Annotated in this window: 18 protein-coding genes and 3 tRNA genes; 14 read left to right on the top strand and 7 right to left on the bottom strand. The window is 71.9% G+C overall.

The annotated features are described in order from the left end of the window. The first annotated feature begins 2 nt into the window (after positions 1-2). Positions 3-836 carry an alpha/beta hydrolase gene (locus ACI3EY_RS14370; protein WP_405040860.1) on the top strand — a complete coding sequence of 278 codons (834 nt, stop codon included), beginning with the start codon at positions 3-5 and terminating at the stop codon, positions 834-836. A 50-nt stretch (positions 837-886) separates the two neighbouring features. On the opposite strand, the gene ACI3EY_RS14365 is transcribed toward ACI3EY_RS14370, so the two are convergent. Beyond that, on the bottom strand, positions 887-1,807 hold the full coding sequence (locus tag ACI3EY_RS14365; protein WP_405040859.1) for a type IV toxin-antitoxin system AbiEi family antitoxin domain-containing protein: 921 nt from the start codon (positions 1,805-1,807) through the stop codon (positions 887-889). Between the two features lie 137 nt (positions 1,808-1,944). After that, positions 1,945-3,348, bottom strand: a complete 1,404-nt coding sequence (locus tag ACI3EY_RS14360; RefSeq protein ID WP_405040858.1) for a sugar porter family MFS transporter — start codon at positions 3,346-3,348, stop codon at positions 1,945-1,947. Between the two features lie 134 nt (positions 3,349-3,482). Here ACI3EY_RS14360 and ACI3EY_RS14355 point away from each other — a divergent pair, with 134 nt between their 5' ends. The 8 genes from ACI3EY_RS14355 (at position 3,483) to ACI3EY_RS14320 (ending at position 12,017) form a co-directional block, all read left to right on the top strand. After that, on the top strand, positions 3,483-4,682 hold the full coding sequence (locus tag ACI3EY_RS14355; protein WP_405036565.1) for a pyridoxal phosphate-dependent aminotransferase: 1,200 nt from the start codon (positions 3,483-3,485) through the stop codon (positions 4,680-4,682). Beyond that, complete coding sequence (locus ACI3EY_RS14350; RefSeq protein WP_405036566.1) at positions 4,679-5,641, top strand: 2-hydroxyacid dehydrogenase; 963 nt, start codon at positions 4,679-4,681, stop codon at positions 5,639-5,641. The genes ACI3EY_RS14355 and ACI3EY_RS14350 overlap by 4 nt, the downstream gene beginning before the upstream one ends. Before the next feature lie 74 nt (positions 5,642-5,715). Continuing rightward, positions 5,716-7,005, top strand: a complete 1,290-nt coding sequence (locus ACI3EY_RS14345) for a sensor histidine kinase (protein ID WP_405040857.1) — start codon at positions 5,716-5,718, stop codon at positions 7,003-7,005. A gap of 128 nt (positions 7,006-7,133) precedes the next feature. Next, a complete protein-coding gene (locus ACI3EY_RS14340) occupies positions 7,134-7,670 on the top strand; it encodes a TasA family protein (RefSeq protein WP_405036568.1) in 537 nt (178 codons plus the stop codon). After that, positions 7,670-8,275, top strand: coding sequence for a signal peptidase I (locus ACI3EY_RS14335; RefSeq protein WP_405040916.1), 606 nt, complete (start codon positions 7,670-7,672; stop codon positions 8,273-8,275). Before ACI3EY_RS14340 ends, ACI3EY_RS14335 begins: the two co-directional genes overlap by 1 nt. A gap of 9 nt (positions 8,276-8,284) precedes the next feature. Then, positions 8,285-9,982, top strand: a complete 1,698-nt coding sequence (locus ACI3EY_RS14330; protein ID WP_405040856.1) for an Ig-like domain-containing protein — start codon at positions 8,285-8,287, stop codon at positions 9,980-9,982. A 45-nt stretch (positions 9,983-10,027) separates the two neighbouring features. Beyond that, positions 10,028-10,789 carry a response regulator transcription factor gene (locus tag ACI3EY_RS14325; protein WP_405040855.1) on the top strand — a complete coding sequence of 254 codons (762 nt, stop codon included), beginning with the start codon at positions 10,028-10,030 and terminating at the stop codon, positions 10,787-10,789. Continuing rightward, complete coding sequence (locus tag ACI3EY_RS14320; protein WP_405036571.1) at positions 10,782-12,017, top strand: sensor histidine kinase; 1,236 nt, start codon at positions 10,782-10,784, stop codon at positions 12,015-12,017. The genes ACI3EY_RS14325 and ACI3EY_RS14320 overlap by 8 nt, the downstream gene beginning before the upstream one ends. Positions 12,018-12,096: 79 nt before the next feature. On the opposite strand, the gene ACI3EY_RS14315 is transcribed toward ACI3EY_RS14320, so the two are convergent. Beyond that, positions 12,097-12,169: transfer RNA gene (locus tag ACI3EY_RS14315), tRNA-Arg, on the bottom strand. Positions 12,170-12,280: 111 nt separating this feature from the next. Between ACI3EY_RS14315 and ACI3EY_RS14310 the strand changes: the two genes are divergently transcribed. Further along, positions 12,281-12,502, top strand: a complete 222-nt coding sequence (locus tag ACI3EY_RS14310; RefSeq protein ID WP_405040854.1) for a hypothetical protein — start codon at positions 12,281-12,283, stop codon at positions 12,500-12,502. A gap of 62 nt (positions 12,503-12,564) precedes the next feature. Here the strand turns inward: ACI3EY_RS14310 and ACI3EY_RS14305 are convergent. Then, positions 12,565-12,656 (bottom strand) — tRNA-Ser (locus ACI3EY_RS14305). A gap of 120 nt (positions 12,657-12,776) precedes the next feature. On the opposite strand from ACI3EY_RS14305, the gene ACI3EY_RS14300 reads away from it, so the two are divergent. Next, positions 12,777-14,378, top strand: a complete 1,602-nt coding sequence (locus ACI3EY_RS14300) for an LCP family protein (protein WP_405036573.1) — start codon at positions 12,777-12,779, stop codon at positions 14,376-14,378. Positions 14,379-14,456: 78 nt separating this feature from the next. On the opposite strand, the gene ACI3EY_RS14295 is transcribed toward ACI3EY_RS14300, so the two are convergent. Then, complete coding sequence (locus ACI3EY_RS14295; RefSeq protein WP_405036574.1) at positions 14,457-14,660, bottom strand: cold-shock protein; 204 nt, start codon at positions 14,658-14,660, stop codon at positions 14,457-14,459. 135 nt (positions 14,661-14,795) lie between these two features. On the opposite strand from ACI3EY_RS14295, the gene ACI3EY_RS14290 reads away from it, so the two are divergent. Further along, positions 14,796-14,878, top strand: a tRNA-Ser gene (locus ACI3EY_RS14290). An 82-nt stretch (positions 14,879-14,960) separates the two neighbouring features. After that, the gene (locus ACI3EY_RS14285) at positions 14,961-15,305 is read left to right on the top strand and encodes a YtxH domain-containing protein (RefSeq protein WP_405040853.1); all 345 of its coding nucleotides are present in this window, start codon (positions 14,961-14,963) and stop codon (positions 15,303-15,305) included. 89 nt (positions 15,306-15,394) lie between these two features. Here ACI3EY_RS14285 and epsC read toward each other — a convergent pair whose 3' ends face one another. Both epsC and cysK read right to left on the bottom strand, forming a co-directional pair. Continuing rightward, on the bottom strand, positions 15,395-16,015 hold the full coding sequence (gene epsC / locus ACI3EY_RS14280; protein WP_405040852.1) for a serine O-acetyltransferase EpsC: 621 nt from the start codon (positions 16,013-16,015) through the stop codon (positions 15,395-15,397). Next, complete coding sequence (cysK, locus tag ACI3EY_RS14275; RefSeq protein ID WP_405040851.1) at positions 16,012-16,947, bottom strand: cysteine synthase A; 936 nt, start codon at positions 16,945-16,947, stop codon at positions 16,012-16,014. The genes epsC and cysK overlap by 4 nt, the downstream gene beginning before the upstream one ends. Before the next feature lie 136 nt (positions 16,948-17,083). Here cysK and ACI3EY_RS14270 point away from each other — a divergent pair, with 136 nt between their 5' ends. Continuing rightward, entirely contained in the window at positions 17,084-19,387 is a 2,304-nt protein-coding gene (locus ACI3EY_RS14270; RefSeq protein ID WP_405040850.1) for a (Fe-S)-binding protein, read from the top strand. The last annotated feature ends 112 nt before the right edge of the window (positions 19,388-19,499 follow it).

Here is a 19,499-nt window from a genome sequence, read left to right as displayed (position 1 = left end):
CAGTGGACGCCTCGTCGCGGATCGGACGCCGCACCCTGCTGGCGGTGGGCGGCGCGTTGCCGCTAGCGGCCTGCGTGGGCGGGGGCGGGACGAGCGGTTCCGACCCCACCGGCTCCGGGAGCGGACGCCTCTCCTACGGCGACGACCCCTCCCAGTGGGCGCAGCGCCAGGTCCCGGAGGGCCCGAGCCGGGGCACCGTGGTGGTCATCCACGGAGGCTTCTGGCGGGCCCGCTACGGCGCCGACCTGGGCGAGCCGCTGGCCCAGGACCTGACGGCCCGTGGGTGGACCACGCTGAACGTGGAGTACCGCCGGGTGGGCAACGGCGGCGGCTTCCCGCAGACCTTCGACGACGTGCACGCCGCGCTCGAGCTGGTGCAGGGCCCTGGGCCGGTGGTCACTCTGGGCCACTCGGCCGGTGGGCACCTGGCGGCCTGGGCCGCTGGGCGTCTGCGCACCGGGGAGTGGACCGGGCAGGTCGAGGTCACGCACGTGATCTCCCAGGCCGGGGTCCTCGACCTGACCGCCGCGTACCGGGCCGGCCTGGGCTCCGGGGCGGTCCACGACCTGCTGGGGGTCGGTCCGGAGGACCCCCGCTACGACCTGGTCGACCCGCGACGGCAGGTCCCCCTCGAGGTCCCCCTGTGGGCGGTGCACGCCCCGGACGACGGCCAGGTGCCGATCAGCCAGTCCGTCGACTACGTCACTGCTGCCACCGCGGCCGGCGGCGACGCGGAGCTGGCCGAGGTCACCGGCGGCCACTTCGACCTCATCGACGTCGACTCCGCAGCCTGGACCCGGATCGTGCAGATCCTGGACGGCATCAGCCCGGCCTGAGCCCAGAGCCGCGCACTCGTGGGCACGTCCTGCATCGGTGTCGTCCTGCATCACGACACCAGTGCCACGGGTGCGCACGGGTGCAGGACCTGTCCGTCCCAGGTGGCCCCGGTGCGGTCCCCGTGCTGACGCACCTCCGCGGCGATCCGCTCCGCGCTCCGGCACACGCCGAGGCGCGCCTGCTCGACCAGGGCCCGGATCCGCTCGGGCCTGGCGAGGTCGGCCCAGACGAGACGCGCCACGCCGTAGCCGAGGGCACGGATGGCGTCCTCGCGGCGCTTCTCCCGCACCAGGGCCTGCCTTCCCTGCGCCCCGGCATACTTCACCTGGCCGTCCACCTCGACCACCACACCGAGGTCCGGCAGCAAGAAGTCGACGCGGGCCACGAAGCGGCCTCCCTCGTCCAGCACGGTGAACTGGGGGACGACGCGGTATCCGAGGGCCAGCAGCTCCAGCCGCGCCCGCGACTCGGCCGCCGACTCCGCGGTGGGACTCGCCCGGTCCACCACGAACCGTGCTCCCGTCACCCCCGGGGTATGCCGCATCCGCCCGAGCCAGGCGCCCATCTCCTCCCTCGTCGCGAGCCCGAGCCTCAGCGCTGCGTCAGCGACACCGATCCCTGCGCGGACCCCGGCCTCCAGGGCGGTGCCCACCACGGCCAGGCCAGGGGCGACCACGGCCTGCCCGCTCACACTCCCGAAGGCGTCAGGCACGCCAGGGCAGCGGTGCACGGTGAAGGTCTCGTGGCTGCGGGTGGCGGCGGTACCGGTCCGCCGGGTGACGTGCACCCGACGGAGGTCCCCGGCCGGGTCGGGACGCAGGTAGGCGCCTCGGACGACACGGCGCAGACTCCCGCTCCGGGTCAGCCGCCGCAGGTCCGGGGCGCCGAGTCCCAGACGCGCCGCCTCGGACGCGGTGATGACGCCGTCGTGGGCGTCGAGGAAACCGTCGAGGCGCTGGATGTCGTCCATGGGCCGACCCTGCCGCCCTCCCGGCAACGGCACCAGGAGCACTCAGCGAACTGTGGACGGTCGGCATACCGGACGGAGGGTGTGGACGGCGCCACGACGGGCAGGAACGGGACAGCCCGCCATGCCCCCGGCCGGGGCTACATGTCCTCTAGCTCGCGGCCCTTCGTCTCCGGGACCCACTTCAGCACGAAGAAGAAGGACAGCAGGGCGAAGATCGTGTAGAAGCCGTAGGCGAAGCCCAGCCCCAGGTCGGCCATCGCCGGGAAGCTCGTCGAGATGGCGAAGTTGGCCAGCCACTGTGCGGCGGCGGCCAGTCCCAGCGCGGTGGCCCGGATCCGGTTGTTGAACATCTCGCCGAGCAGCACCCACACGCCCGGCCCCCAGGACATCCCGAAGAAGACCACGAAGGCGTTGGCCGCGACCAGGGCCACCAGCCCGCTGGTGTCACCCAGCTCCGGGTTGCCGCCGACGACCGGGGCGTTGGCGAAGATCCAGGCCATCGTCCCCAGCGAGAAGAACATCCCGAACGAGCCGGTCAGCAGCAGCTTGCGCCGGCCGATCTTGTCGATCAGCGCGATCGCCACGATGGTCACCACGATGTTGGTGACCGAGGTGATCACCGTCTGGGTGAGCGCGTCCTCCTCGGTGAAGCCGACGGCCTGCCACAGCGTGGAGGAGTAGTAGAAGATGACGTTGATACCGACGAACTGCTGGAAGACGGACAGCGCGATCCCGATCCAGACGATCGGCAGCAGCCCCCCGGTCGACTTCATCAGGTCGGCCCAGGAGGCGCGCGCCTCCCGCCGCACCGTGCGCTGGATCTCGCTGATCCGCTCCGCTATACCCTTGCGCATCACCCGGCTCAGCACCTCGCGGGCCTCGTCCACCCGGCCGAGGCTGACCAGGTAGCGCGGCGACTCCGGGATGGTGGTGGCCAGCACGCCGTAGGCGAGCGCCGGGATGATCTCGGCCCAGAACATCCACCGCCAGGCGGTGCTGCCCCAGAGCGCCTCCCCGGACCCGCCCGCGACGCCGGCCAGGAAGTAGTCGGACAGCAGCGCCACGAAGATGCCGCTGACGATCGCCAGCTGCTGCAGCGAGCCCAGCCGGCCCCGGATCGAGGCCGGGGCGATCTCGGCGATGTAGGCCGGCGCGATCACCGAGGCGGCCCCGACACCGATCCCGCCGACGACCCGCCAGAAGATCATGTCCCAGGGCCCGAAGGCCAGGCCGGTGCCGATCGCCGAGATGGTGAACAGCGCCGAGGCCAGCATCATCACCCGGATGCGGCCGTACCGTTCGGCCAGCCGACCGGCCAGGTAGGCGCCGACCACACAGCCGAGGAGCGCCGAGCTGACGACGAAGCCGGTCAGCACCGACCCCATACCGAAGTCCTCGCGGATGGCGTTGACGGCACCGTTGATGACCGCCGTGTCGAAGCCGAAGAGGAAGCCGCCCAACGCCGCGACCGAGGCCAGCAGCACCGCCTTCCCGAGGTGGTAGTCGCGATCGCCCACCTGTACCTGCGCGTTCCCTGCCATCCGAGCCACCTCTTCCGTCCGTCCCCGTCGACGCTGATCCCGGACAGTGTGCCTCTCCGGGGCCAGGTCCGCGACCGCACACGCGCTACCGTGTGCGGGACCTTTCCCTGCCCCCGACGACGAGGACGTGGCACATGCGGCTGGCCAGCAGACTGGACGACCTGGGTACCGAGACGGCGTTCGCGGTGGCGACCGCCGCCGCCGACTGGAGGGCGAGGGGGAACGAGGTGTTCCCCTTCCACCTCGGCGACCTGGACTTCCCGCTCGCCGGCCATATCGTCGAGGCGATGAACGAGGCCATCGCGGACGGCCGCACCGGCTACTGCCCGGGTCCGGGCATCCCCGAGCTGCGCGCCGCGCTCGCCGACGACATCGGCAGCCGCCGGGGTATGTCCTTCGGTCCGGAGCACGTCACCGTCATGACCGGCGGCAAGCCGGTGATCACCAAGTTCCTGCAGGCCGTGATGAACCCCGGCGACGAGGTCCTCTACCCCAACCCCGGGTTCCCCATCTACGAGTCGCAGATCGAGTACCACGGCGGCGTCTCGCGCGCCTACCGCTACCTGCCGACCGACGACGGCTTCGACATCGACCTGGACCAGGTGCGCAGCCAGATCACCGACCGGACCGTCGCGATCATCTACAACGACCTGCAGAACCCGATCTCGGCGGAGTCCTCGGCGGCCGAGCGGGAGGCCATCGCGGCGCTGGCCATCGAGCACGACCTCTGGGTGCTCAGCGACGAGGCGTACTTCGAGATGCGCTACGAGGGCGAGTCCACCTCGATCGCCAGCCTTCCCGGGATGGCGGAGCGGACGTGCATCCTCTACACGTTCTCCAAGAAGTTCGCGATGACCGGGTCCCGGCTGGGCTGCGCGGTCGCACCCACCGAGCTGGGCACGGTCTTCTCCACGATGAACACCAACGACGAGTCCTGCACCACCCACTACGTGCAGTGGGCCGGGATCGCCGCGCTGCAAGGGACCCAGCAGCCGGTGGCCGACATGCTCGACACCCTCAAGGGTCGGCGGGACGCCGCCTGCGAGATCGTGAACTCCATCCCCGGGATGTCGGTGGAGACGCCGCGCTCCACCTTCTACCTCTTCCCGGACGTGACCGAGGCGGTCGAGCTGGTCGGCGCCCGCGACCTGGCGGACTTCGCCCAGCAGGCGCTGCACAGCACCGGCGTCAGCTTCTGCACCCGCAACCACTTCGGCCGGCCGCAACCGGGTGAGGACCGCCGCTACATCCGCTTCGCCTACTCCGGCCTGTCCGAGGAGAAGATCCGCCGCGGCCTGGGCGGACTGCGCGACTGGGTGGAGGCCTCCCGATGAGCCGCGTCGTCGTCACCGGCAGGATCCCCAAGCCGGGCCTGGACATCCTGCGCCGCGCCGGGCACGAGGTGGACGTCTGGGACAGCGAGGACACCCAGCCCCGGGACCGGCTGCTCGAGCAGGTCCGCGGTGCGGACGCCCTGCTCACGCTGCTCACCGAGCAGGTGGACGGCGAGCTGCTGGACGCCGCCGGGGAGCAGCTGCAGGTGGTGGCCAACGTCGCGGTCGGCTACAACAACGTCGACGTCCCCGCCTGCCGGGAGCGGGGCGTGGTCGCGACCAACACCCCGGGCGTGCTCACCGACGCCACCGCGGACATCGCGATGGCGCTCATCCTGATGGCCAGCCGCCGGCTCGGCGAGGGCGAGCGCATCATCCGCGCCGGCCAGCCGTGGCAGTGGGGCATGTTCTACCTGCTCGGCTCCGGCCTGCAGCGCAAGACGCTCGGTGTCGTCGGGCTCGGCAGCATCGGCGCCGCCACCGCGCGCCGCGCCCGGGCGTTCGGGATGAACATCATCTACAGCTCGCGCTCGGCGGCCCCCCGCGAGCTCGAGCTGGAGCTGGGCGCGCACCGGGTCGACATGGACACCCTGATCGCGGAGAGCGACGTGCTGTCCCTGCACTGCCCGTACTCCCCCGCCACCCACCACCTGCTCAGCACCGAGGAGTTCGCGGCGATGAAGCCGACCTCCTACGTGGTCAACACCGCCCGCGGACCCGTCATCGACGAGGCCGCCCTGGTCCGGGCGCTGCAGGACGGGCAGATCGCCGGCGCCGGGCTGGACGTCTTCGAGGACGAGCCGCAGGTGCACCCGGGCCTGCTGGACTGCGAGAACGCGGTACTGGTGCCGCACCTGGGCTCGGCCACCATCGAGACCCGGACCGCGATGGCCACCCTCGCCGCGGACAACGCGGTGTCCGTGCTGGCCGGCGAGGAGCCGCCGACGCCGATCCGCTAGGACGGGCAGGCGGGAGCGCGCGACGCCGTCTGGCACGATGGGCGGTGCGAGCCGAGGCACAGGGAGGTATGCCGGTGGGGACCGCACGGAGCACCCTGGACCGCGAGGACGCGGACGCGGTGCGGGAGCAGGAGATCGAGCGGTATGCCGTCCTGACCACCCCGCCGGGGCGGGAGCTGCAGGCCCTGGTCGAGCTGACGGCGCAGATCTTCGCCGTCCCGACGGCGGCGATCAACCTGGTCACCGGCACGGCGCAGCACCAGGTCGCGACCGCCGGTTTCGAGCCGTCGGTGTGCGCCCGCTCCGACTCGATGTGCGCCGCGGTGCTCGCAGAGCCCGCGGCGGTCGCCGTGGCGGACGCGCGGGACGACCCCCGCTTCGCGGACAACCCCTTCGTCACCGGTGTCATCGGCGCGGTCCGCTTCTACGCCTCGGCCCCGCTGCTCACCCCGGCCGGGGTGCCGATCGGCCGGCTCTGCGTCTTCGACGACGCACCCCGACGGATCGAGGAGCCGGAGCGCCGACGGCTGGCCGTCCTGGCCGAGCGCATCATGGACGTCCTGGAGCTGAGGTTCACCACGCAGCAGGTCGAGCGGACCCTGGGTGAGCTGACCAGCGCGCAGCAGGAGCTGCGCCGGTCCAACGAGGCGCTCCTGCACTTCGCCGGCCAGGTGAGCCACGACCTGCGCAACCCGCTCCAGGTCATCCGGTCCAACGCCGAGCTGCTGGGGATGGAGCCGGTCGTGGCGACCGACCCGGCGCTGTCCTCCGTCGTCGAGCAGATCACCGAGTCGACCACCGAGATGGCGTCCCTGATCCGGGACGTCCTCGCGGACGCGCGGGCCGGGAGCCTGCCACGACGCGAGCCCGTCGACCTGAGGGAGACGGTGGACCGGGCCCTGCGCGACCTCGCCCCCCAGGTCCGGGAGAGCGGTGCCGACGTCACGGTCGGCGACCTGCCCCGGGTCCACGCCGACCCGGAGCTGCTCTACGCCGTCATGGTCAACCTGCTCAGCAACGCCCTGAAGTTCCGGCGCCCCGGCACCCGGCCGACGATCGAGGTCCGGGCGCGACGGCATACCTCCCGGTGGCGCGTCACCGTCAGCGACGACGGGACCGGGGTGCCGCCCGGCACGGAGTCGGCGGTCTTCCTGCCCTACGTCCGGGCGGCGGCCAGCACCGGCACGGGCACCGAGGGGCACGGCATCGGGCTGGCGACGGTGCACCGCATCGTGCACGCGCACGGCGGCGAGGTGGGTCTGGAGCCGCGGTCCGGCGGGGGGACGACGGCCTGGTTCGAGCTGCCCGCCGGGCCGGCCGACACGGGCGGTGAGCAACCCCCTGCTCAGGCTCCTGATCGGTAGCCCAACTGGGGCACTCCTGTGGACCGCGCGTGGAGGACGCGTGGAACGACGCCTCGTAGCGTTGTACCCATCAGTACGAACCACGCAGGACGCCTCGCCCGAGGCCCGCACCCAGGAGCAACGACACCATGAAGACCTCCACCACCTCCAAGATCCTCGCCCCGCTGGCCGTCCTCCTCGCCGCCGGCGCGCTGGCCGTGGGCTCGGGCGCCACCTTCGCCTCCGACTCCAGCAACACGATCAGCGCGGTCACCTCCGGCACGCTCACGCAGAGCAACAGCAAGCAGGGCCAGGCGATCTTCAACCTGACCAACATCAAGCCCGGTGACACCGTCAACGGTTCGCTGACCATCACGAACACCGGGTCCCTGCCGGCCGCGTTCTCGCTCACCGAGACCGCCTCCACCAACGGCTTCTCCAACGAGTACCTGCAGCTGGTCATCACCAACACCACCACCGGCACCCAGGTCTACTCCGGCACCTTCGGCGGGCTCGAGGACGGCCTGAAGAACGAGCTCGGTGTCGTGCAGCCGGCCGTGGCCAACGCCTACACCTTCTCCGTCAGCCTGGACAAGGCCGCCCCGAACAGCCAGCAGGGCAAGACCGCCTCCGCCTCCTACGCGTGGAGCTCGGTCCAGCTCGACGGCACCACCGTCGACCAGTGATGCACGCCGCCCGCCGCACGGCCCGTCTCCTGGGCCGGCTCACGCTGGCCCTGGTCGTGCTCGGGTGCGGCGCCTACCTGCTGCCCAGCCTGATGGGGTACGAGCGGTACGTCATCACCGGTGGCTCGATGTCCGGCTCGATAGAGAAGGGCTCGGTCGTCTTCACGCAGGCCCGTCCCGTGGCCGACCTGGAGGTCGGTGACGTCATCACCTACCTGCCGCCCGCGGACAGCGGAGTCGGCACCCTGGTCACCCACCGGATCTCCGAGATCGAGCAGGACGACGACGGCCGGTCGGTGCTGCGGACCAAGGGCGACGCCAACGCCTCCGTGGACCCCTGGACGTTCTCGCTGCTCGCCGACACCCAGCCGGTGGTCGCCGGCTCGGTGCCCGCGCTGGGCTATCCGCTGATGGCCCTGGCGGACCGTGGCACCCGCATGCTGGTGATCGGGGTCCCGGCGGGCGCCATCGCCCTGTTCGCGCTCGTCGAGCTGGGCCGCAACATCGCCGGCCTCTCCACCGCCCGACGTGGTCCGGCGGGCACGGACGGCACACTCGCCCCCGTCACGACCGCCCTCGCCCCCACTCCCGCCCCGAGCTCCTGAGGACCCATCGTGCTGACCCGCCGCACCGCCCCGCTGCTGCTCCTCGCCGCTCTGCTGGTGCTGGCGGCGGCCGTCAGCGGGTTCTCCGGCGCGGTCCTCACCTCGGGGACGACGAACACGGGCACGGTCCGGGCGGCGCTCGACTGGACGCCCCCCACGGTCGCGATGGTGGACCCCGGTCCCGCCCTGACGGGCACCGTCACGGTACGTGCGACGGCCACCGACGGCGAGACCGGTGTCACCGGCGTCACGCTGGAGTACCAGCGGGTGGGGACCGCGTCCTGGACGACCGTGTGCACCGACGGCACCGCCCCGTACTCGTGCTCGTGGAACGTCGGTTCCCTGGCGGACGGGCCCTACGACCTGCGGGCCCGTGCCGTCGACGGGGCCGACAACGTCGCCACCTCGACCACCGTCCGCACGGCCGTCACCAACGGCACGACACTGGTCCTGGCGCAGCCGGCCGACGCCGTCCGCGGCACCGTGCCGCTGACCGCGACGCTCTACAACACACTCTTCACCTACTCCATCCGGTTCGAGTACCTGTCGCCCGGGTCCTCGACCTGGCGGTCCGCCTGCTCCGGCAGCGGACGCGAGGTGACCTGCGACTGGAGCACCGCCGGTCTGCCGGACGGTGTCTACGACCTGCGCGCCAGCAGCACGGTCTTCTTCAGCACGGTCACCTCGAACATCGTCCGCGTCACGGTCGACAACACCGCCCCCATCGTCACCATGACCAACCCGGGGTCGCCGCTGAGCGGCACCCGCACCTTCGCCGCGACGGCGTCCGACGCCACCTCCGGGGTGGAGCGGGTGGCCCTGCAGGCCGCCCGGGGCTCCGGTACCTGGACGACGCTGTGCACGCCGGCCGCGGCACCCTGGTCGTGCTCCTACGACACCCGCCTCCTCCAGAACGGCACCTACTCCTTCCGCGCGGTCGCCACCGACAGGGCGGGTAACACCGCCACCTCGGCGGTCGTGGCGAGCCGCACGGTCAGCAACCAGGCGGGCGGGCAGGTCGGCAGCGCCCGGGACGCCCAGGCACCCGCGGCGGAACGACGTGCCGCCGCGGCCCCGACCGAGTCGCCCGAGCCCGAGCCCGAGCCGACGCCGGCACCGGAGCCCACGCCCGAGACGACGCCGGCGCCCACTCCCGAGCCGGAGCCCACGGCGACGACCGAGCCCGAGCCGCCGCCCGTCCCGCTGGCCGCCGCCGACGTCCAGACGACGGAGGGGGGCGGCGAGGCCGGCCTCGTCGAGCAGGGGGACACCCTCACCTTCACGTACGCGTCCGAGCTGGACCTCGGTTCGGTGGCCACCGGCTGGTCCGGCGAGGCCACGCCGGTCACCGTGCAGCTGCGGGACGGGGCCGTCGCCCCGGACGCCGCCGACACCCTCGAGGTCCTCCAGGACGGGGCTCCCGTGGCCCTCGGACAGGTCGTCCTGCACCAGGACCACGTCGCCCCCGGGGCCACGGTCCTGCTCGAGGCCACCATGACGGCCGGCACCGTGACGGTGGACGGGACCGTCCGCAGCACGATCACCGTGCGGCTCGGCGCACCCCTCGAGGGCGCGGACGCCCTGCTCTCCGGCACCGGTGCCGGCACCATGGTGTGGACCCCGTCGTCGACCGCGACCGACCTCCGGGGCGAAGCCTGCTCCGCCGACGCCGTGTCCGAGAGCGGCCCCGCGGACCGGGACTTCTAGCCCGTGCCGCAGGACGGTCCCGACCCGCACCTATCCTCGGTACCCATGAGCCTCGTGGTGGTCGTCGAGGACGACGACAAGATCGCAGCCCCCCTCGTCCGCACCCTGGAGCGGGAAGGACATACCGTCGAGCGGTTCGCCGAGGGCCGTCCCGCGGTCCAGCGCCTCGGCGGGCCGGACGGGGCGGTCGTCGACCTGCTGCTGCTCGACCTGGGCCTGCCGGACATGGACGGCCTGGACGTGTGCCGGCACGTCCGGGAGGCCGGCTACGTCGGCGGGATCATCATCCTGACCGCCCGTGACGGCGAGCTGGACCGGGTCGTCGGCCTCGACCAGGGCGCCGACGACTACCTGGCCAAGCCGTTCGCGCTGGCGGAGCTGCTGGCCCGCACCCGGGCGCTGCTGCGCCGCAGCCCCTACCGCCCCGACACCACGCCCACGACACCCCAGGACGGCGACCCCTCCGCCGCGAGCACTCCCGACCCCCGTCCCCCGTCGGTCGCGACCGCCAGGACCGGGCTGCGGGTCGACGGTGACGCCCGCCGCGTCTGGGTGGGGGACAGCGAGATCACCCCGACCTCCAAGGAGTTCGACGTGCTGGCGATGCTGGACGTCCGCCGCGGCGCCGTGGTCAGCCGGGAGGACCTCATCAGCGAGGTCTGGGACGAGAACTGGTTCGGCTCGACCAAGACCCTGGACACCACGGTCGGTCGGCTGCGTCAGAAGCTCGAGGAGGCCCGGGCGCCGGCGCGTATCACCACGGTGCGCGGCGTCGGTTTCCGGCTCGAGGACGCGCCGGGTGCGTAGCCGTCTGGCCGCCACCCTCGTCGGGGTGGTCACGCTCGTCACCCTCGTCCTCGCTCTTGCGGCCGGCGGATCCCTGGCGGCGCAGGCCCGCGGCGACGAGGTCGCCCGCCTCGAGCGGTCCGCGGACCTGGCGGCCACCCTCCTCGCTGCCCGGCTGGCGGAGCCGACAGGGGAGGGCGAGGATCTCCTGGCGCCGCTCGCCCCGCTCCTGGGACCTGGCGACAGCCTGTCCTACTCCGCCCCCGACGGCGTCGAGCTGCAGATCGGGGACTTCCCCTCCACCGACCTGCCGACGGAGCTGGTGCAGACCCGCGCCGTCCCCGGGGGCGGGGACCTCGCCCTCTCCGGGCCCGGCGACCAGGTCTGGGACCAGGTCACCGGCCCACTCCTGCGGCTGCTCGGGCTCGGTCTGCTCCTGGTGCTGGCGACGGTGGTCCTGGCACGGGTGCTGGCCGACCGGCTCACCCGGCCCTTCCGCGAGCTGGCCACCACTGCCGACGCCATCGCTGACGGCCGGTTCGACGTGCCCGTGCCGCACTCCCGGTTCGCCGAGGCGGAGGCGGTCGGGGACGCGCTGCGGCGCACCTCGGCCCACCTGGCCGACCGGGAGAGGCGCGAGCGCGACGTCGCCGTGAACGCTTCGCACGAGCTGAGGTCCCCGATCAGCGCGCTGCGGATGGGGATCGAGGACCTGGCCTCCTGGCCGCAGACCCATCCCGAGGTGGCCGAGGAGCTGACCGGCTACCTGCCCCAGCTGGACAGGCTCAGCACCGCGGTGCGCAGCTACCTGGACACGGCCGACCACGAGCGCCTGAGCGACCTGGAGGTGGTCGACCTGGCCGCGCTGGTGCACACGGCGGTGGAACGGTGCCGTACCCGGGTGGCGTCCGTCGACCCGGCGCCGGTCCTCGTCGTCGTGGATGAGCCCCTGGGCGGGCTCCCGGTGCGCGCACGGGCGTCGTCGGTGGGGCAGATCCTGGACCATCTGCTGCGGCACGCCACCGACCGGAACGCCAGCCACGTCCTGGTCGAGGTCGACGACGCCCACGACTTCGGGAGGGTCCGGTTCGTGATCCTGAACGCCGATGTCCCCACGGACGACGGCGGGGACCGGGCCACGGCCACGCGGATCGCGATGACGGTGGGCGGGAGGGTGTCCGTCCTGGACGACGACATCGTCCTCACCCTCCTCCGGGCCGACGACGTGCACGGCGGCAGCGGCGGCTGATCGGATCGACCGCCCCGCAGATGCGACAGGCCCCCACCGCGTGCGGTGGGGGCCTGTCTCCATCTGTCTCAACACAGAGCGCGCCCGAAGGGATTCGAACCCCTAACCTTCTGATCCGTAGTCAGATGCTCTATCCGTTGAGCTACGGGCGCTGGCGAGGAGCAATGCTAGCCGAAGTGCCAGACGCGACGAAATCCGCCGTCCCGGCGAGCAGGCGGGCCGGAGGTGCGATCATGGGACCACCGACGGAGGAGGTCCAAGCGATGAGCATCGTGCCGGGCGAGGAGCCCAGGTCCCGTGACGAGGAACCACTGATGGCCGAGGAGCCGCTGCCGCCGGGCAACGGCGACATCGAGGCGAAGGTCGAGGAGCTCGACCAGCGGCTCCGCGAGTCCGGGTCGGACGAGGTCGCGGAGGCGCAGGAGTCCAAGGAGTCGCCGGACAGCCCGGACGACACCGAGGACGAGCAGGAGGACGTGTCCTGACGCACGACACGAAGAACCCCCGAGCCGGTGGCTCGGGGGTTCTCGCGTCCTCACGGACGGGGCGGAGGTGGAGGGATTTGAACCCTCGATCGGGCTATAAACCCGAAACCCGCTTAGCAGGCGGGCGCCATAGACCGGACTAGGCGACACCTCCCCAGGCGTGGATCAGGTTACCCGGCATGCTGGCGACGACCAAACACGCGTTCCCAGGTCTCCACCAGTCTGTCCTGATAGGAGATCATGGTCGACATCTGACCGAAAGGCTCACCCCTCCATGACCGTGCCCAGCGACGGATCCGGCCCGCCCGCCGGCAGCCCCGGCTCCCGTTCCGAGTATGCGTCCCGGCGAGCCGGGCGTTCCTCGAGCCTGCGCCGCGCCCTCGGGCTCACGGCGCTCAGCGCGGTCATCCCCGGTTCCGGCCTGCTGCCCACCAGCCGCCGCCGGCTCGGGCTCGTCATCCTCGCCCTGGCGGCCCTGTCCCTCCTCGTCGTCGGCGGGTATGCCCTCAGCAACGGCCTGACCAGTACCGCCCTGCAGACCGCCTCCGACACCGGTCGGCTGCAGGCGATCGCCGTCCTGCTGGTGCTGGGGACGGTCGTCTGGGTGGGGGCGGTGGCTCTCACCGCCGTGCTCACCTCACCGCGCCGGGCGAGCCGAGGGCAGCGCACGGGCCTGGTCGCCTTCACCGTGCTGCTCTGCGTCGCGGTCTCCGCGCCCGCCGCCGTGGGGGTGCGCTACATCTCGGCCCACGTGAGCGCGGTCGACAAGGTCTTCGCCGACGGCAACGTCGGTGGGGGCGACGGCGGGTCGAGCTCCACGTCCGTCGTCGGTGACGACCCGGACGACCCGTTCAAGGACCAGCCCAGGGTCAACGTCCTGCTCCTCGGCTCGGACGCGGCCGACGCCCGGGAGGGCACCCGGACGGACACCATGATCGTGGCCAGCGTCGACACCCGCACCGGTGACAGCATCCTCTTCTCGATTCCCCGGAACCTGCAGCAGGTGCCCCTCCCCCGGGACAACCCGCTGTACGACGTCTACGGCAGCACCTACGACTGCGGCGACCAGTGCCTGATGAACAGCATCTGGACCGAGGCGGAGCTCACCGCCGAGGAGCACCCCGAGTGGTACGAGGACGACGCCACCCCGGGTCAGACCGCCACCCGCGAGGTGATCTCCACCATCCTCGGCATCCCCCTGCACCACACCGTCATCGTCAACATGGAGGGGTTCGCCGACCTGGTGGACGCCATGGGCGGGGTGCAGGTCAACGTCCAGGAGGAGATCCCGATCGGCGGCTACACCTACACCGATGCGTCGGGGACGCTGCAGCTGGACCCGAACTCCGACTACACGATCCTGCAGCCCGGCAGCCAGCGGCTCGACGGTGCGCAGGCCCTGGCCTACTCACGGTCCCGGGTCACCACGGACGACTTCTCCCGGATGCGCCGGCAGCGGTGCGTGGTGGCGGCGGTGGTGGACCAGGTCAACCCGCTCACGATGCTGCAGCGCTACCCGCAGATCATCGGTGCCGTGGGGGACAACGTGCTCACCGACCTGCCCCAGCAGGACATGGACGAGTGGGCGGAGCTGGTGCTGCAGATGCAGGACGGGACGATGAGCAGCCTGCCGTTCACCGAGGCGAACATCAACACCGTGGACCCCAACTACTCGGGGATCCGCTACCAGGTCTACGAGGCGCTGCACGCCACCCCGGTCGCCGAGCCCGAGGCCACGTCGGAGCCCTCGGCAGCCCCCGACGACGCCGAGGAGAGCAGCGAGCCGGCTGAGCCGGAGCCGACCGAGGACGACGCCGCGGAGACCACGGAGGAGCCGACCGACGAGCTGGAGAGCGTCGGCGCGGTCTGCGGCTGAGGCATACCCGGACAGCGAGAAGGGCCCCCGTCACCACGGTGACGGGGGCCCTTCCTCAGGTCTGCTGCGAGATGAACCTCAGAGCGGACGGACGGCGTCGGCCTGCGGACCCTTGGGGCCCTGCGTGACCTCGAACTCGACCCGCTGGGCCTCGTCGAGCGACTTGTAGCCGCTGGCGTCGATGGCCGAGTAGTGGACGAACACGTCGGGCCCACCCCCGTCCTGCTCGATGAAGCCGAAGCCCTTCTCCGAGTTGAACCACTTGACGGTTCCCTGTGCCATGCGCTCTCTACCTTCTGTCGTGCTGTTCCAGATGCCCGACCACGCTATCAGCCACGGCGACGGCGCCGACCGCGCCCAGACGGGTGACGTGCCATGATGGATGCCGTCCAGGCGACCCCACGGGCCGCCGACACTGGAGGGTTCGCATAGCGGCCGAGTGCAGGCGCCTTGAAAGCGCCCGAGGGAAACCTCCGTGGGTTCGAATCCCACACCCTCCGCCGCTGACGGTTCACCCGTGCCCCGCCGCGGGATCGCTGTATGGTCGGGGCTGATACACGACCCACCATGAGAGGAGCCGTCATGAACAAGTTGATGCTGCTCGTCGGCGCCGCCGCGGGCTACGTCCTCGGCGCCCGTGCCGGACGCGAGCGCTACGACCAGATCGCCGACCAGGCCAACAAGGCCTGGAGCAGCCCGAAGGTCCAGGAGACCGTCGAGCAGGTGCGGGCCAAGGCACCGGAGGTGGCCTCCAAGGTCACCGACCAGGCCAAGGCCAAGGCCGACGAGGTGAAGTCCAAGGTCAGTGGCACCGAGACCACCGACGCGGACGGCACCTACGAGAACGCCACCGGCAGCCTGGACGGCGGCGGCGAGGCGACCGTGGACGCGACCGGCTTCGGCCCGGGCGGCGACAAGCTGCCCTGACGTCCGTCACGACGGCGGCCCACCCCGATCGGGGTGGGCCGCCGTCGTCTGTGCCCGGTTCCGGAGCTGCCGGCAGGGTGGTGCCGGGCTCAGATCCAGAGGGCTGGCTCGTCGTAGAGCGCCTGCTCGGGATCCAGACCCATGTCGGGTCGCCGCACCTGGGCCGGTATGCCGGTGGCCACGCTCATCGCGGGCACGTCCTTGGTGACGACCGCGTTGGCACCCACCTGGGCCCCGTGCCCGACCGTGACGTCGCCGAGGATCTTCGCCCCGGCACCGACCGTCACCCCGTCACCGAGCGTGGGGTGCCGCTTGACCGGCTCCATCGAACGGCCGCCGAGGGTGACGCCGTGGTAGAGCATCACGTCGTCCCCGACCTCCGCCGTCTCGCCGATGACGACACCCATCCCGTGGTCCACGAAGAACCGGCGACCGATGGTCGCGCCCGGGTGGATCTCGATGCCGGTGGCGGCGCGGGTGGCCTGCGACAGCAGCCGGGCGGGCAGCCGGGCCCCCGACAGCCAGAGCGCGTGGCTGGCGCGGTGCGACCAGAGGGCGTGCAGCCCCGGTGAGGCCAGCGCCATCTCGATCCGGCTGGTGGTGGCCGGGTCCCGGGCGATCGCGGCGTCCAGGTCCTCCCGGACCGCGTCCACCACGCTGCCGAGGACCCCGCCGGCACGCGCGCGGAGGGAGGCGGCGCGGCGGCTCATCCGGTCAGGCCCTCGAAGAGCACGGTGGACAGGTAGCGCTCACCGAAGTCGCAGACGATGACCACGATGGTCTTGCCGGCGCTCTCCGGGCGCTTGGCGATCTCCAGGGCGGCGTGCACGTTGGCACCGGTGGAGATGCCGGACAGGATGCCCTCCTGGGTGGCGAGGGCCTTGGCGACCCGCAGCGCGTCGTCCAGGGAGACGTCGACGACCTCGTCGTAGAGGTCGGTGTCGAGGATGTCGGGGATGAAGTTCGCGCCCAGGCCCTGGATCTTGTGCGGGCCCGGCTGTCCACCGGACAGGATCGGGCTGTCCAGCGGCTCCACGGCGACCAGGTGCAGGTCCGGCTTCTGCTCCTTGAGGTAGCCACCACCGCCGGTGATGGTGCCACCGGTGCCGACGCCGGCCACGAAGATGTCGACCTGGCCGTCGGTGTCACGCCAGATCTCCGGCCCGGTGGTCTCCCGGTGCACCTTGACGTTCGCCGGGTTGGCGAACTGCCGGGCCCGCACGGCACCCTGCGTCTCGGCGATCTCGTCGGCCTTGGCGACCGCCCCCTTCATCCCCTCCGCACCGGGGGTGAGGATCAGCTCTGCACCGTAGGCGCGCAGCAGCGCGCGGCGCTCCATGCTCATGGTCTCGGGCATCGCCAGCACCACGCGGTAGCCGCGGGCCGCACCGACCATGGCCAGCGCGATGCCGGTGTTGCCGGAGGTGCCCTCGACGATGGTGCCGCCGGGCTTGAGCTCGCCGGACGCGACCGCGGCGTCGATGATCGCGGCTCCGATCCGGTCCTTGACCGAGGCGGCCGGGTTCTGCGACTCGAGCTTGACCAGTACCTGAGCCCCGTCCGCGATGCCGTCGGTGAGGCGGTTCAGGCGGACCAGCGGGGTGTTGCCGATGATCTGGGTGATGTCGTCGTGGACGGGCACAGGAGTGGCCTTTCGTCGGGTACGCGGTGTGGAAATGCTTCTGTGAAGTTATACATCGCGCAACACGTCGTTATTCCACCGGGGCGCGCGGCCCCGGTCCGGGCAGTCCGTGGGTGGCGCCGACTACGCTGCGGTCATGTCCTTCGGTGTGTTGCAGGTGCTGGCCATCGTCGTCGCGGCCCTGGTGACCCTGGCTGCGGTGGCCCTCTTCGTCCGTACGGTCTCGAGCATGGTCGGCCGGTTCCGGCTCGGCCAGCCCGAGCAACGCACCGACGACCCCGGTCGCCGCACCACCACGATGCTGCGCGAGGTGTTCGGGCATACCCGGATGGCGCGCAAGCCGTGGGTGGCGGTGGCGCACTGGGTGGTGATGGTCTCCTTCGGGCTGCTGTTCCTGACCCTGGTCACCGCCTACGGGCAGCTGGTCTCGCCGACCTTCGCGCTGCCGCTGATCGGTCACTTCTGGCCCTACGAGTGGGCCACCGAGCTCTTCGGCTGGGGCGCGGTGCTCGGCATCCTGGCGTTGATCGTGGTCCGGCAGCGCGAGCACCCGCGCCGGTCCGGGCGCCGGTCCCGCTTCTGGGGCTCCACGTTCTGGCAGGCCTACGTGGTGGAGCTGGTCATCCTCGGCGTCGGCGTCTGCATCGTCGCGCTGCGCGCCCTGGAGTATGCGCTGGGTCGCGCCACCGGCGAGGCCTGGGCCACTGCGCTGCACTTCCCGCTCACCGCCTGGCTCGGCGCACCGCTGCAGGACCTCGCGGTCGGGACGCTGGAGGGATGGGTCGTCGCCGTGGCCCTGGCCAAGATCCTGATCTCGATGACCTGGCTGATCATCATCGCCAGGACGCCCACCATGGGGGTGGCCTGGCACCGCTTCCTCGCGTTCTTCAACATCTGGCTGCGGCGCCACCCGGACGGCGCGACCTCGCTCGGCGCGGTCCAGCCGATCAGCGTCGGCGGCCAGGAGATCGACTTCGAGAACATCGAGGAGCTCGACGAGGACGCCGCGCTGGGCGTCGGCAAGGTCGAGGACTTCACCTGGAAGGGCCTGCTCGACTTCTCCACCTGCACCGAGTGCGGCCGCTGCCAGGACCAGTGCCCCGCCTGGCACACCGACAAGCCGCTCTCGCCCAAGATGCTCGTCAAGAACCTGCGCGACCACCACCACGCGGTGGCCCCCTGGCTGCAGGCGGGAGCCGACCACCGGGAGGCGGCGGAGAAGGCGTTGGCCGACGCCGGCGGCGCCGGCGCCACCGGTCTGCCGGAGACGCTGCACGGGATCCCGACCGCCTCCGTCATCGCCGCCCAGCGCCCGCTGGTCGGCGAGACCGAGGGTGACCCGACGGTGCCGGACGGCGGGGCGGTGATCGACCCCGAGGTGCTGTGGTCGTGCACCACCTGCGGGGCGTGCGTCGAGCAGTGCCCCGTCGACATCGAGCACGTCGACGCCATCGTGGACATGCGCCGCTACCAGAACCTCATCGAGTCGGCCTTCCCCTCCGAGCTCGGGGGGCTCTTCAAGAACCTGGAGAACAAGGGCAACCCCTGGGGGATGAACGCCAAGCTCCGGATGGACTGGGCCAAGGGGCTCGACTTCGACGTGCGCACGGTCGGTGGCGGCAGCAACGCGGTCGAGGACCTCGGCGAGGTCGACTACCTCTTCTGGGTGGGCTGCGCCGGGGCCTTCGAGGACCGCGCCAAGAAGACGACCCGCGCGGTCGCCGAGCTGCTGCACACCGCCGGGGTGTCCTTCGCGGTGCTCGGTGACGGGGAGACCTGCACCGGGGACCCCGCGCGGCGCAGCGGCAACGAGTTCCTCTTCCAGATGCTGGCGATGCAGAACGTGGAGACCCTCACCGAGGCGGGCGCCACCAAGATCGTCGTCACCTGCGCGCACTGCTTCAACACCATCAAGAACGAGTACCCGCAGGTCGGCGGCACCTTCGAGGTGGTCCACCACACCCAGCTGCTGAACAAGCTGGTCCGGGAGAAGCGGCTCACCCCGGTGTCCCGCCCGGACGAGGCCGACGCCAGCGGCGTCGCCTCCACCGCGGCCTCGGTGACCTACCACGACCCGTGCTACCTGGGCCGGCACAACCAGGTGTACGCCCCGCCGCGGGAGCTGCTCGGCGCGCTGCCCGGGGTGGAGCTGACGGAGATGCCCCGGCACGGGGAGAAGTCGTTCTGCTGCGGCGCCGGTGGGGCCCGTATGTGGATGGAGGAGAAGCTCGGCACCCGGATCAACCTGAACCGCACCGAGGAGGCGCTGGCGACCGGCGCCGACCGGATCGCGATCGGCTGCCCCTTCTGCCGGGTGATGCTGTCCGACGGCCTCACCCAGAAGCAGGCCGAGGGCGCCCGCGAGGAGGTCGAGGTGGTGGACGTGGCCCAGATGCTGCTGGCCGCCGTGCGCCGCGGCGAGCCCGCCGCGCCCGCCTGACCGGGCGTCCCGAAATGCCCGACCGAGCGTCCCGAGTTGCCGAACCGGGCGTCCCGAGTTGCCGGACCGGGCGTCTCGAGTTGCCGGACCTGGCGTCCCGAAATGCCGAACC

It is taken from the genome of Serinicoccus shuyuelongi (assembly GCF_045032955.1).
Classification (GTDB): Bacteria; Actinomycetota; Actinomycetes; order Actinomycetales; family Dermatophilaceae; genus Ornithinicoccus.
Note: the sequence above shows the minus strand (reverse complement) of the source record. Positions and strands in the feature narration are given on the sequence as shown.

Coding starts and splice junctions, on each gene's coding strand:
- ACI3EY_RS14365 (WP_405040859.1), bottom strand. CDS start 1,807: ATGGACGACATCCAGCGCCTCGACGGTTTCCTCGACGCCCACGACGGC.
- ACI3EY_RS14360 (WP_405040858.1), bottom strand. CDS start 3,348: ATGGCAGGGAACGCGCAGGTACAGGTGGGCGATCGCGACTACCACCTC.
- ACI3EY_RS14355 (WP_405036565.1), top strand. CDS start 3,483: ATGCGGCTGGCCAGCAGACTGGACGACCTGGGTACCGAGACGGCGTTC.
- ACI3EY_RS14350 (WP_405036566.1), top strand. CDS start 4,679: ATGAGCCGCGTCGTCGTCACCGGCAGGATCCCCAAGCCGGGCCTGGAC.
- ACI3EY_RS14340 (WP_405036568.1), top strand. CDS start 7,134: ATGAAGACCTCCACCACCTCCAAGATCCTCGCCCCGCTGGCCGTCCTC.
- ACI3EY_RS14335 (WP_405040916.1), top strand. CDS start 7,670: ATGCACGCCGCCCGCCGCACGGCCCGTCTCCTGGGCCGGCTCACGCTG.
- ACI3EY_RS14325 (WP_405040855.1), top strand. CDS start 10,028: ATGAGCCTCGTGGTGGTCGTCGAGGACGACGACAAGATCGCAGCCCCC.
- ACI3EY_RS14310 (WP_405040854.1), top strand. CDS start 12,281: ATGAGCATCGTGCCGGGCGAGGAGCCCAGGTCCCGTGACGAGGAACCA.
- ACI3EY_RS14300 (WP_405036573.1), top strand. CDS start 12,777: ATGACCGTGCCCAGCGACGGATCCGGCCCGCCCGCCGGCAGCCCCGGC.
- ACI3EY_RS14295 (WP_405036574.1), bottom strand. CDS start 14,660: ATGGCACAGGGAACCGTCAAGTGGTTCAACTCGGAGAAGGGCTTCGGC.
- ACI3EY_RS14285 (WP_405040853.1), top strand. CDS start 14,961: ATGAACAAGTTGATGCTGCTCGTCGGCGCCGCCGCGGGCTACGTCCTC.
- epsC (WP_405040852.1), bottom strand. CDS start 16,015: ATGAGCCGCCGCGCCGCCTCCCTCCGCGCGCGTGCCGGCGGGGTCCTC.
- ACI3EY_RS14270 (WP_405040850.1), top strand. CDS start 17,084: ATGTCCTTCGGTGTGTTGCAGGTGCTGGCCATCGTCGTCGCGGCCCTG.